This window comes from Paenarthrobacter sp. TE3676 (genome assembly GCF_056279165.1).
This window is the reverse complement of record NZ_JBWBQU010000009.1, coordinates 149,055-161,170: the sequence shown is the minus strand read 5'-3', so window position 1 is coordinate 161,170 and position 12,116 is coordinate 149,055. Positions and strand designations below refer to the sequence as shown.

Sequence of the window (12,116 nt, the reverse complement as noted above, 5' to 3'; positions counted from 1 at the left end):
GGCAGGCGCACCGGCCGGTGGACACCACGCTGTGCCCACCGGCCGGGTCACTAGGCTCCGATGATGTTGTGCTCGGGGCCGAACGGGAACTTGGTGATGTTGTCTGCCCCGTCAGCTCCAACCACCAGGATGTCGTGCTCGCGGTAGCCGCCGGCGCCCGGCTGGCCGTCCAGGACCGTGATCATCGGTTCCATGGATACCACCATGCCCGGCTCCAGAACGGTGTCGATGTCCTCGCGCAGCTCCAGGCCCGCTTCGCGTCCGTAGTAGTGGCTCAGCACGCCGAACGAGTGGCCGTAGCCGAAGGTGCGGTTGGCCAGCAGTCCGTGGCTTACGTAGATCTCGTTCAGCTCGGCGGCGATGTCTTTGCAGACCGCGCCGGGCTTGATGAGTTCCAGCCCGCGCTTGTGGACCTCCACATTGATGTTCCACAGCTCCAGGGAGCGGGCATCCGGTTCGCCGTAAAACAGGGTGCGCTCCAGGGCGGTGTAGTAGCCACTGGTCATGGGGAAGCAATTCAGGGACAGGATGTCGTGTTCCTGAATCTTGCGCGTGGTGGCCCAGTTGTGGGCGCCGTCGGTGTTGATGCCCGACTGGAACCAAACCCACGTGTCACGGATTTCAGAGTCCGGGAACGTTCGGGCGATCTCGTGGACCATTGCTTCAGTGCCGATCAAGGCAACCTCGTACTCGGTGATCCCGGCTGTGATGGCGTTGCGGATGGCCTCGCCGCCGAGGTCACCAATGCGGGCACCATGCTTGATGACCGCAATTTCCTCGTCAGACTTGATCATGCGCTGACGCATCGCAGCCTGCGCGACGTCCACCAGCGTGGCTCCTGAGAAGGCTGCCTGGAACTTGTTGCGGTTGTCCAGCGGCAGCGAGTCATCTTCGACGCCGATGCGGCGCGGGTTGATACCGCGAGTGCGCAGCACTTCCTGGATGGCGTGGATGTAGTTGTCCCGGCGCCAGTCCGTGTACACCAGGTTGTCGCCGTAGCTGCGGCGCCAAGGCATACCGGCGTCGATATTCGCCGTAATGGTGACGGTGTCTTCCTTGGTGACCACCATGCCGTAGGAGCGGCCGAAGTAGGTGAAGAGGAAGTCGGAGTAGTACTTGATGGAGTGGTAGCTGGTGAGGATGACGGCGTCGAGGTCCTTCTCGGCCATGATGCTGCGGAGGCCGCTGAGGCGGCGCTCAAACTCCGCGTCGGAGAAGGTCAGCGAAACCTTTTCGCCGTTGTTGAGGACCTTGGTGCGCTCAAGCTTGGCGACGTCGTTGACGGCCTCGTTCTGGGTGATGGTCATGGTGGTTCCTTTCAATGGGTGGGTTGAACTAGTCCTGCAGCAGGGGCTTCTTGGAAGTCTCCGTGGCGAACAGGACTGCGATGAGGGAAACTATGGCGGCGGCCACGAGGTACCAGCCGGGTGCCAGCTTGCTGGCGGTCATGCCGATCAGGAGGGTGGCCATGAACGGCGCGGTGCCGCCGAACAAGGCGTTGGAGAGGTTGAAGCTGACGGCGAAGCCCGTGTACCGGACCTTCGTAGGGAAGAGTTCGGCCAGGAAACTGGGCAGGGTGCCGTCGTTGAGGGTGAGCATGCCGCCGAGAAGGATCTGAACCAACACGATCACCAGGAAGTTGCGGGTGTCCAGGAGCATGAACGCTGGCACCGTGAGCAGGATGAACAGGACCGACGCGGTGATGAGCATGCGCTTGCGGCCGAACTTGTCCGAGGCGATGCCCGTCAGGAAGATGAAGCCGATGTAGCTGGCCAGGGCAATGGTGGTGGCGAGGAACGACTCCGTGGCGCCGAAGCCCAGCTCCTCCGACAAATACGTGGGCATATAGCTGAGGATCACGTAGAAGCCCACCGCGTTGAGCAGCACCGCGCCCGTGGCGATAACGAGTTGCTTCCGGTACGTCTTGAACATGGCCAACGCGGGAGCCTTGACGCCGTCGTCCTCCTCGGCCAGTTCACGGAACGCCGGAGTGTCCTCCAGTTTGGTCCGGATGTACCGTCCGATCAGGCCCATGGGCGCTGCGAGCAGGAACGGCAACCGCCAGCCCCACTCGTTGAGCTGCTCCGCGCTAAGTACTGACGTCAGCAGGGCGGCAAGCAAGGATCCCAGCAGCAGTCCCGCTGCGGTACTGGCAGGCACGACGGCGGCATACAGTCCGCGGCGATTCGCCGGCGCATATTCCACCAGGAAGGCGGACGCCCCTGCGTACTCGCCGGCCGCGGAGAATCCTTGGACAACTCTTACGAGCAGGAGCAGAATCGGCGCCATTACACCGATGGTGGCGTAGCCCGGGATCAGTGCGATGCAGAACGTGGCCACTGACATCAACACGATCGAGAGCGAGAGCGCCTGCTTTCGGCCGAGTCGATCGCCAATATGGCCCCAGATGAAACCACCAAGCGGCCGCACGAAGAAGCTGATGGCGAAGACGCCGAAGGTTGCCAGGAGGGCTGTCTGCCGGTCTGACTCCGGGAAGAAAACTGTTGAGATGATGCCGGCCAGGTAGCCGTAAACGGCGTAGTCGAACCACTCAACAAAGTTGCCGATGAAGCTGGCGGTGACCACTCGCCGTCGAGTGTCCTTGCTGACTGTGTTGTTGGGGCTGAGGGTGTGGTTGGAGCCGGAGGCGGGTGAAACACCTAGCTCGGCTGCCACAGAGGATTCATTGCTCATGTGTCCACCAAAATCATTGGGGTTGCATTCAACGCAACGCTGTTGCACCAGAGTATGTGTGAGCGACGCCACGGTCAAGGGGTGCTTCTAGAGATTTTTCACGTTGATAATGCGGGACCGGACATTTTGACGCGCGATGCGCCTGTTGCACTCGTCGCACTGAAGTTGCACTCAACGCATCTCCACCGCCGACGCTCTCTCACATCCCCACCCCTTCACTCGATCGCTCTCTCATCTTTTGAAGAAAGTTCGGCGTCGATGGGCAACGGCAGCATCGACGCCACAGCCCAAGTGCGCCCACGGGCGATTGCGGCAGCACCCTAAAAACACCAAAGGGGGAGAAGGGTTGGGCTCAAACCCCCGGGACATGAGAGAGCGACCCGCCCAAACCCTAGGGATGTGAGAGAGGGTCGGGCCCAAACCCGCGGGACATGAGAGAGGGTCGGGAGGGGTGGGGTTATCCGGCAGCGCGCGTCTAAGCGAGGAACGAGCGAGCGCGCAGAGGATGACCCCACCCCCGGAAGGCGCACGCCACAGGCTGACCCGGCCGGCGAACGGCGGACGGGCAGGAGGCCTTAGAGGACCTTGCGGATCGTCTCTTCGAAGCTGACGACGTGGTGCAGGGCGAGCTCAGCGGCGCGGTCTTCGTCGCCGTCGGCTATGGCAGTGAGGAGGTCGGCATGCTCGGAGATGTGGCCGGAAACGGAGGGCATTTTCTCAAGCATGTGGCACCAGATTCGGGTGGCCAGGTTGTCATAGCGAATGAGGACGTCTTCGAGGTGGGCATTGGCGGAGGCTTTATAGATGAGCCGGTGCACTTGGATGTCGTACCGCATGAGTTCCTGGGAGGAATTGTCCTGGCCTTCAAGATCACGGATTGCAGCAGCGACGGCGCGGAGCTCCGAACGCATGGCAGGGCTTGCCATGCGGGCAGCTTTCCGGGAGGCGAGGGGCTCCAGGAGTTCGCGGATCTCGGAGACTTCGGCGAGCTGGGTAATGTCCACGCCGGTGGCGAACGTGCCGCGCCTCGGATAGGAGACCACCAGGTGGTCGCTTTCAAGTCGCTTGATGGCTTCCCGGACAGGAGTGCGCCCGATCCCCAGTTCGGCGGCGATTTGGCCGTCGTTGATGGGGTCGCCGGGTTTGACGTCCAGCATGATGAGCCTGTCGCGCAGCAGCAGGTAGGCGTTCTCCGCCAGGGATGTTCCCTGCGGAGCTGATTCCAGTGCTTCCAATGCAGCGCTCATTGCTCTCTCCCGTCGTCGTACTTCAGTCTGCTGGATGAGTTACCGCAGACCTGTTGACGACCATGTGATCTTCAACATACTATGGCAATAGTTCTAATATATCAGTTGCCTAACAGTCGGCCACTAGACAAGCTTTTGAAGGAGAACACCATGGTTGAACCGCTGATCCGCCCGCTCGCCCAGGCGGACCCGGAGGTCGATCAGGCGATCGCCCAGGAACTCATCCGCCAGCAGTCCACGCTGGAAATGATCGCCTCCGAGAACTTCGCCCCGACGGCCGTCATGGAAGCCCAGGGATCGGTGCTGACCAACAAGTACGCCGAGGGCTACCCGGGCAAGCGCTACTACGGCGGCTGCGAACACGTTGATGTGATCGAGCAGCTGGCGATTGACCGCTTGAAGTCCCTGTTCGGTGCAGAATTCGCCAACGTCCAGCCGCACTCCGGCGCACAGGCAAACGCGTCGGCCATGCACGCGCTGATCACCCCGGGCGACACCATCATGGGCCTGAACCTCGCCCACGGCGGACACCTGACCCACGGTATGCGCATCAACTTCTCGGGCAAGCTGTACAAGGTTGTCCCCTACGGCGTCCGCGAGGACACCCACACCGTGGACATGGCAGAAGTTGAACGCCTCGCCCTCGAGAGCAAGCCGCAGCTGATCGTCGCCGGCTGGTCCGCGTACTCCCGCCAGCTGGACTTCGCCGAATTCCGCCGCATCGCGGACCTGGTGGGCGCCTACCTCATGGTGGACATGGCCCACTTCGCGGGTCTCGTCGCCGCAGGTCTCCACCCCAGCCCGGTGCCGCACGCCCACATCGTCACCAGCACAACCCACAAGACCCTTGGTGGCCCTCGCGGTGGTGTGATTCTCACCAACGACGCCGACATCGCCAAGAAGGTGAACTCCGCCGTCTTCCCCGGCCAGCAAGGTGGTCCGCTGGAGCACGTCATCGCCGCCAAGGCCGTTGCCTTCAAGATGGCCGCCGAGCCGGAGTTCCAGGAACGCCAGGTCCGCGTTCTCGAGGGTTCAAAGATCCTTGCGCAGCGGCTTCTCCAAGACGACGTAGCTGCAGCCGGCATCTCGGTTGTCAGCGGCGGAACAGACGTCCACCTGGTCCTCGCCGACCTCCGTCACTCGGTCCTCAACGGCCAGCAGGCCGAAGACACCCTGCACCGCATCGGCATCACGGTCAACCGCAATGCTGTTCCGTTCGACCCCCGCCCTCCGATGGTTTCATCCGGCCTGCGCATCGGCACCCCGGCCCTCGCCGCACGTGGCTTCAAGGCTGAGGACTTCACCGAAGTTTCGGACATCATTGCGACGGCGTTGATCGCCGCAGCGAACAGCGGCACCCAGGCAGGAACTGAAGCAGGCACCGAAGCTGACGTCACCCTGGACGACGCCACCGCCGTCGAGCTTCGCCGCCGCGTGACCGCGCTGGCGGAGAAGTTCCCGCTCTACCCCCACCTGAACAACAACGGCAACGGCGCCGTAACCGAAGCAGAACTGATTGGAGCAGCCCAGTGAGTGCAGACCACCTCCCCGAACACCCGGACTTCCTCTGGCGCAACCCGGAACCGAAGAAGAGCTACGACGCCGTTATTGTGGGCGGCGGCGGGCACGGCCTGGCCACCGCGTACTTCCTGGCGAAGAACCACGGCATGACCAACATCGCCATCCTGGAAAAGGGCTGGCTGGCCGGCGGCAACATGGCCCGCAATACCACCATCATCCGGTCCAACTACCTCTGGGACGAGAGCGCTGCAATCTACGAGCACGCCCTCAAGCTCTGGGAGATCCTCCCGGAAGAGCTGGAATACGACTTCCTGTTCAGCCAGCGTGGCGTCATGAACCTGGCCCACACGCTGGGCGATGTCCGCGAGAGTGTCCGCCGCGTAGGTGCCAACAGGCTCAACGGCGTGGACGCAGAGTGGCTGGACCCGCAGCAGGTCAAGGAACTCTGCCCCATCCTGAACATCAGCGACAACATCCGCTACCCCGTCATGGGCGCCACCTACCAGCCGCGCGCAGGCATCGCCAAGCACGACCACGTGGCCTGGGCCTTCGCCCGCAAATGCGATGAACTCGGCGTCGATATCATCCAGAACTGTGAAGTCACCGGCTTCATCAAGGACGGCAACCGGGTCACCGGCGTCAAGACCAGCCGCGGCAATATCAACACCGAAAAGGTGGGCCTCTGCGCCGCAGGGCACAGCTCAGTCCTGGCGGAAATGGCCGGCTTCCGCCTGCCGATCCAGTCGCACCCGCTCCAGGCACTGGTGTCCGAACTGCACGAGCCGGTCCACCCCACTGTGGTCATGTCCAACCACGTCCACGTGTACGTTTCCCAGGCCCACAAGGGCGAACTGGTGATGGGCGCCGGCGTGGACTCCTACAACGGCTACGGCCAGCGCGGTTCATTCCACGTGATCGAAGAGCAGATGGCAGCAGCCGTGGAACTCTTCCCGATCTTCGCTCGGGCACACGTGCTCCGGACCTGGGGCGGCATTGTGGACACCACGCTGGATGCCTCGCCGATCGTTGGTCTCTCCCCGGTGGAGAACATGTTCGTCAACTGTGGTTGGGGAACGGGTGGCTTCAAGGGCACCCCAGCAGCGGGCCTGACCTTCGCGCACACCATTGCCACGGGCGCACCGCACAAGCTGAACAAGCCCTTCGCCTTGGAACGCTTCGAAACAGGCGCCTTGATCGACGAACACGGCGCCGCAGCCGTGGCCCACTAGCCAGGACAGGAAAGACATGCTCCTCATTTCATGCCCCAACTGCGGGCCCCGCGACGAAACCGAATTCCACTACGGCGGCCAGGCACACATCGCCTACCCGGAGAACCCCAACGACCTCACGGACCGCGAATGGGCTGAGTACCTGTTCTACCGGGAGAACACCAAGGGCACCTTCGCCGAGCGCTGGGTCCACAGCACCGGCTGCCGCCAGTGGTTCAACATGCTCCGCGACACCGTGAGCTACGAAATCCACTCCATCTACGCAATGGGCCAGCCCCGTCCCGAGCTCGCAAAGAGCACCGCGGCAGGAACAGGCGGAAGCCCGAAGAACGGACCGTCCCAGCCCGGCGAGTTCACCCAAAGCGGGGACTTCGGCCAGGCCGGCGAACCAGGCCTCGCACCCGGCGCCGCAACAACAGGCGCCACAGCACCCACCTCCTCGGAAGGAGTCTAGAAGTGACCAGCAAGAACGCACGCCTCGCCACCGGCGGACGCATTGATCGCAGCATCTCTTGGCGCTTCACCGTGGACGGTCAGGAATTCACTGGTCACCCCGGCGACACCATCGCTTCGGCGCTGCTGGCCAACGGCCACATCAACGCCGGCAACTCCCTCTACGAGGACCGACCCCGCGGCATCATGGCGGCCGGCGTGGAAGAGTCCAACGCCTTGGTCAAGATCGCTCCCCGCTTCCGCGGACATGTCGCCGAGTCCATGCTTCCCGCCACCGCAGTGTCGTTGGTGGACGGCATGAACATTGAGCTTCTGTCCGGCCTGGGGAAACTGGATCCCAACGAGGACAAGGCCGAGTACGACAAGAAGTACGTCCACACCGACGTCCTGGTGGTCGGCGGCGGTATCGCCGGCCTGGCTGCAGCACGCGAAGCAGTCCGCACCGGCGCCCGCGTCATCCTGATCGACGACCAGCCCGAACTTGGCGGATCACTTCTCTCCGGTACCACTGCCCCTGAATTGGCCGAACAGATCGAAGGCAAGCCGGCCCTGGAGTGGGTTGCTGACGTGGAAGCCGAGCTGGTTTCCGCCGGCGAATGCACGGTGCTGAACCGCACCACCGCGTTCGGCTCCTATGACTCCAACTACTTCATTGCAGCCCAGAACCGCACGGACCACTTGAGCGTTCCGGCAGCTTCCGGAGTCTCCCGCCAGCGTATTTGGCATATCCGTGCCAAGCAGGTTGTCCTGGCACCGGGCGCCCACGAGCGTCCCTTGGTATTCGAGAACAATGACCGTCCGGGGATCATGCTCGCCTCGGCCGCCCGCACCTACCTGAACCGTTACGCCGTGGCAGCCGGTTCGCGAGTGGTCATCAGCACCACCAACGACTCCGCTTACGCTCTTGCCTCGGACCTGAAGGCGGCAGGCGTGGCGGTTGCCGCCGTCGTCGATGCCCGTCCGCAGATCAGCGCGAAGGCTGCCGCCGCCGTCGAGTCCGGTATCCGGGTCCTCATCGGCAGTGCCGTGGCCGACACTTCCGCAGACGGAAACGGCCGTCTGGACGGCGTCACCATCCGCAGTATTAACGACGACGGCGAACTCACCTCGGGCGTCGAACAGCTGGCTGCCGACCTGCTTGCAGTTTCCGGCGGCTGGAGCCCGGTGGTTCACCTCCACAGCCAGCGCCAGGGCAAGCTGCGTTGGGATGACGAGCTCGCAGCGTTCATTCCCACCGCTCCTGTAAGGGACCAGCACGTTGTGGGCGCAGGCCGTGGCAGCTTCGAACTCCAGGATTGCCTGGCAGAGGGCATCTCGGCGGGAGCAGCAGCGTCCATCGCGGCCGGTTTCGAATCCGCCACCACTCCCCTAGAGCTGCAGGCACCCGTGGCCAGCGCACCGAGCCGCCAGCTCTGGCTGGTTCCTGGCCAAACCGGCGAACCGGGCGAGTGGCACCACCACTTCGTCGACTTCCAGCGCGACCAGTCCGTGGCCGATGTCCTCCGCTCCACTGGAGCAGGCATGCGGTCCGTGGAACACGTCAAACGGTACACCTCCATCAGCACGGCCAACGATCAGGGCAAGACGTCCGGCGTCAACGCGATCGGCGTCATCGCCGCAGCGCTTAAGTTCGGCGGAGCCGAGAACATCCCGGGCGTCGGTGAGATCGGAACCACCGCTTACCGTGCTCCCTTCACGCCCGTGGCTTTCGCAGCATTGGCCGGCCGCCAGCGAGGCGAGCTGTTTGATCCCGCCCGAGTGACCTCCATCCACCCGTGGCACGTTGCCCAAGGCGCACTGTTCGAAGACGTTGGACAGTGGAAGCGCCCTTGGTACTACCCGCAGGCCGGGGAAGACATGGACACGGCTGTCCTGCGCGAATGCGCCGCCGTCCGCGATTCCGTGGGCTTCATGGACGCCACCACGCTGGGCAAGATCGAAATCCGTGGCAAGGATGCCGGCGAATTCCTGAACCGTGTGTACACCAACGCGTTCAAGAAGCTCGCACCGGGATCCGCCCGCTACGGCGTCATGTGCACCCCGGACGGCATGATCTTCGACGACGGCGTGACTCTCCGCCTGGACGATGACCGCTACTTCATGACCACCACCACCGGCGGCGCAGCCAAGGTGCTGGACTGGCTGGAAGAGTGGCACCAGACGGAGTGGCCGGAACTCGATGTGGTCTGCACGTCCGTCACCGAACAGTGGAGCACCATCGCCGTTGTTGGCCCGAAGTCCCGCGCCGTGATCGCCAAGGTTGCTCCCCAGCTCGCCGAAAACGGTGGCCTGGATGCTGAAGCCTTCCCGTTTATGACATTCCGCGAGACCACGCTGGCCTCCGGAGTGCAGGCTCGTGTTTGCCGCATCTCCTTCTCCGGCGAACTGGCGTACGAGATCAACATCCCGTCCTGGTATGGGCTCAACACGTGGGAAGCCGTCGCTGCCGCAGGCGCCGAGTTCAACATCACCCCTTACGGCACTGAAACCATGCACGTTCTCCGCGCCGAGAAGGGCTACCCGATTGTCGGGCAGGATACCGATGGCACGGTCACACCGCAGGACGCCGGCATGGACTGGATCGTCTCCAAGGCCAAGGACTTCATCGGCAAGCGCTCCTACCTCCGCCAGGACGCAAGCCGTGAGGACCGCAAGCACCTGGTCAGCGTGCTTCCCGTGGACCACTCGCTGAGGTTGCCGGAAGGCACGCAACTCGTGGAAAAGGGCATTCCGGTCAACCCGGCTTACGGACCCGTTCCCATGGAGGGCTTCGTGACCTCCAGCTACCACAGCGCCGCATTGGGCCGTTCCTTCGCCCTGGCACTCATTCAAAACGGCCGCAACCGCATCGGCGAGACCCTGGTGGCCTCGTTGGGAGACCAACTGGTGGACGTGGTTGTTGGCGAAACCGTACTTTTCGATGCTGAAGGGACCCGCAAAGATGGCTGAAACAGCAACACCATCAGAAACAGTCAACCGCGTCCGGGGCGCCCGCCGCAGCCCGGCCGAACACCTGGCTGAGGCCTTCACCTCCGGCTCCGTGCCGGGCACGGTGACACTCACCGAAGTCCCGTACCAGGCCATGGTGGGCATTCGGGTTGACCGAACGTCCGACGCCGGTGCCCGCGTTGCGTCCGTGACCGGCGGCTTGCCTGCCACTTGCGGTGACGTGGCGGGGACGGGTTCCGTGAACACCCTGTGGCTGGGCCCCACCGAGTTCATGGTGGTGGCCCCGGAGGAAGCCCACGATTCGCTGGGCGGATCCTTGGTCAGCGATCTGACCACCGCTCTGGGCAATGACGCCGGCCAGGTGGTGGACTTGTCCGCCAACCGCACCACGTTCGAGCTCTCCGGTAGCCACGCCCGCGCAGTGCTGGAAAAGACCTGCGCATTAGACCTCCACCCTCGCGTCTTCAAGGCCGGCACCGCTGTCTCCACAGAGCTCGCGCACATTCCGGTGATGCTCTGGAAGACCTCGGACGAGTCCTACCGGATCTTTCCCAGGGCCTCGTTTGCCGACTTCCTGGGACGCTGGCTCCTCGACGCCATGCGGGAGTACGCCTCACCAGAGGTCCCCTAATGGCACTAAGTGTGCTTGACCTGTTTTCTGTTGGCATCGGGCCGTCGTCTTCACACACGGTAGGCCCCATGCGTGCGGCAAAGCAGTTCACGGACGGTCTCGAATCGTCCGGCCAGCTCCCGGCTACGGTGCGCGTCCAGGCTGAGCTTTTCGGCTCCCTGGGCGCCACCGGCCGGGGCCACGGCTCAGACAAGGCTGTGGTTCTGGGGCTGCAAGGCCACTCCCCGGAGACCGTGAATACCCACACCGCGGATGACCAGGTGGCAGCCGCAGCGCTCGACGCGGAACTTCGATTGGGCGGCAACCACCGGGTGGACTTCAACTGGGACGAGGACGTGGTCCTGCACCGCCGCAAGTCTTTGCCGGCACACCCCAACGGCATGACGTTCCGCGCTCTGGACCACACGGGCACCGTGCTGCGGGAACGCAGCTACTACTCCATTGGGGGCGGCTTCGTGGTGGACGGGGACGTCTCCGGAGCAGACAAAGTGGTAGCCGATGACACCGTCCTGCCCTACCCCTTCACCACTGCCGACGAACTGCTGGCCATCTGCCTCCGGGAAGGCAAGTCGATCTCGGACATCATGCTGGCCAACGAACTCGTATGGCGTTCCGAGGAAGAGCTCCGCGAACGGCTGCTGGGCATCTGGGCCGTCATGCAGGAATGCGTTGACAACGGCTGCTCTGCCGAGGGAATCCTGCCGGGAGGCCTGAAGGTCCGGCGACGGGCGCCGTCGTTGTTCAAGAAGCTCTCCGAAACTGACGCAGACCTGAACGGTGCGCATTCTGCCGATCCACTCCTCGCCATGGAATGGGTGAACCTGTTCGCCTTGGCTGTGAACGAGGAGAACGCCGCGGGCGGCAGGATCGTCACGGCGCCCACCAATGGTGCCGCCGGTATTGTCCCGGCAGTGCTGCACTATTACACAAAGTTTGTTCCAGGAGCCAACGACGACGGTGTCGTGCGCTTCCTGCTGGCGGCGGCCGCCGTCGGAATCCTGTTCAAAATCAACGCGTCCATCTCAGGCGCCGAGGTGGGCTGCCAAGGTGAGGTGGGTTCCGCCTGCTCCATGGCCGCCGCCGGTCTCTGCGAAGTCCTCGGCGGAACGCCCGAGCAAGTGGAAAATGCCGCCGAAGTGGGCATCGAGCACAATCTGGGCCTCACCTGCGATCCCGTGGGCGGGCTGGTGCAAATCCCTTGCATCGAGCGCAACGCGATCGCCAGCGTCAAGGCCATCAACGCCGCCCGCCTTGCCCTGCACGGCGACGGCAGCCACAAAGTGTCCCTGGACAAAGCCATCAAGACCATGCGCGAAACAGGCGCAGACATGAAATCCAAATACAAGGAGACCTCCCGTGGAGGCCTCGCCGTCAACGTAGTGGAGTGCTAGC

The 12,116-nt window shown here is 63.6% G+C and carries 9 protein-coding genes; 6 read left to right on the top strand and 3 right to left on the bottom strand.

The window, feature by feature from the left end:
* Positions 1–50: 50 nt before the first annotated feature.
* The 3 genes from ACZ881_RS20065 to ACZ881_RS20055 all read right to left on the bottom strand — a co-directional run bounded on the left by ACZ881_RS20065 (position 51) and on the right by ACZ881_RS20055 (position 3,941).
* Positions 51–1,307, bottom strand: coding sequence for an aminopeptidase P family protein (locus ACZ881_RS20065; protein ID WP_476117743.1), 1,257 nt, complete (start codon positions 1,305–1,307; stop codon positions 51–53).
* Positions 1,308–1,335: 28 nt separating this feature from the next.
* On the bottom strand, positions 1,336–2,694 hold the full coding sequence (locus ACZ881_RS20060) for an MFS transporter (RefSeq protein ID WP_476117742.1): 1,359 nt from the start codon (positions 2,692–2,694) through the stop codon (positions 1,336–1,338).
* A 575-nt stretch (positions 2,695–3,269) separates the two neighbouring features.
* Positions 3,270–3,941, bottom strand: coding sequence for a GntR family transcriptional regulator (locus tag ACZ881_RS20055; RefSeq protein WP_091463598.1), 672 nt, complete (start codon positions 3,939–3,941; stop codon positions 3,270–3,272).
* A gap of 150 nt (positions 3,942–4,091) precedes the next feature.
* Here ACZ881_RS20055 and glyA point away from each other — a divergent pair, with 150 nt between their 5' ends.
* From glyA to ACZ881_RS20025, 6 genes are read left to right on the top strand one after another with little or no spacing between them, the layout of a single operon-like run.
* Positions 4,092–5,474, top strand: a complete 1,383-nt coding sequence (gene glyA, locus ACZ881_RS20050) for a serine hydroxymethyltransferase (RefSeq protein WP_218652458.1) — start codon at positions 4,092–4,094, stop codon at positions 5,472–5,474.
* The gene (locus tag ACZ881_RS20045) at positions 5,471–6,691 is read left to right on the top strand and encodes a sarcosine oxidase subunit beta family protein (RefSeq protein WP_091463603.1); all 1,221 of its coding nucleotides are present in this window, start codon (positions 5,471–5,473) and stop codon (positions 6,689–6,691) included. Before glyA ends, ACZ881_RS20045 begins: the two co-directional genes overlap by 4 nt.
* Positions 6,692–6,707: 16 nt before the next feature.
* Entirely contained in the window at positions 6,708–7,145 is a 438-nt protein-coding gene (locus ACZ881_RS20040) for a sarcosine oxidase subunit delta (RefSeq protein ID WP_402940005.1), read from the top strand.
* A gap of 2 nt (positions 7,146–7,147) precedes the next feature.
* Positions 7,148–10,093 (top strand): sarcosine oxidase subunit alpha family protein, encoded by a 2,946-nt coding sequence (locus ACZ881_RS20035; RefSeq protein WP_476117741.1) that lies wholly within the window; start codon positions 7,148–7,150, stop codon positions 10,091–10,093.
* Positions 10,086–10,724 (top strand): sarcosine oxidase subunit gamma, encoded by a 639-nt coding sequence (locus ACZ881_RS20030; RefSeq protein ID WP_476117740.1) that lies wholly within the window; start codon positions 10,086–10,088, stop codon positions 10,722–10,724. The genes ACZ881_RS20035 and ACZ881_RS20030 overlap by 8 nt, the downstream gene beginning before the upstream one ends.
* Positions 10,724–12,115, top strand: coding sequence for an L-serine ammonia-lyase (locus ACZ881_RS20025; RefSeq protein WP_429330749.1), 1,392 nt, complete (start codon positions 10,724–10,726; stop codon positions 12,113–12,115). The genes ACZ881_RS20030 and ACZ881_RS20025 overlap by 1 nt, the downstream gene beginning before the upstream one ends.
* Position 12,116 lies beyond the last annotated feature (1 nt).

What these genes read in the sequence shown, in the direction of transcription:
- ACZ881_RS20065 (WP_476117743.1), bottom strand. Translation starts at nt 1,307, where the DNA reads ATGACCATCACCCAGAACGAGGCCGTCAACGACGTCGCCAAGCTTGAG.
- ACZ881_RS20060 (WP_476117742.1), bottom strand. Translation starts at nt 2,694, where the DNA reads ATGAGCAATGAATCCTCTGTGGCAGCCGAGCTAGGTGTTTCACCCGCC.
- ACZ881_RS20055 (WP_091463598.1), bottom strand. Translation starts at nt 3,941, where the DNA reads ATGAGCGCTGCATTGGAAGCACTGGAATCAGCTCCGCAGGGAACATCC.
- glyA (WP_218652458.1), top strand. Translation starts at nt 4,092, where the DNA reads ATGGTTGAACCGCTGATCCGCCCGCTCGCCCAGGCGGACCCGGAGGTC.
- ACZ881_RS20040 (WP_402940005.1), top strand. Translation starts at nt 6,708, where the DNA reads ATGCTCCTCATTTCATGCCCCAACTGCGGGCCCCGCGACGAAACCGAA.
- ACZ881_RS20030 (WP_476117740.1), top strand. Translation starts at nt 10,086, where the DNA reads ATGGCTGAAACAGCAACACCATCAGAAACAGTCAACCGCGTCCGGGGC.
- ACZ881_RS20025 (WP_429330749.1), top strand. Translation starts at nt 10,724, where the DNA reads ATGGCACTAAGTGTGCTTGACCTGTTTTCTGTTGGCATCGGGCCGTCG.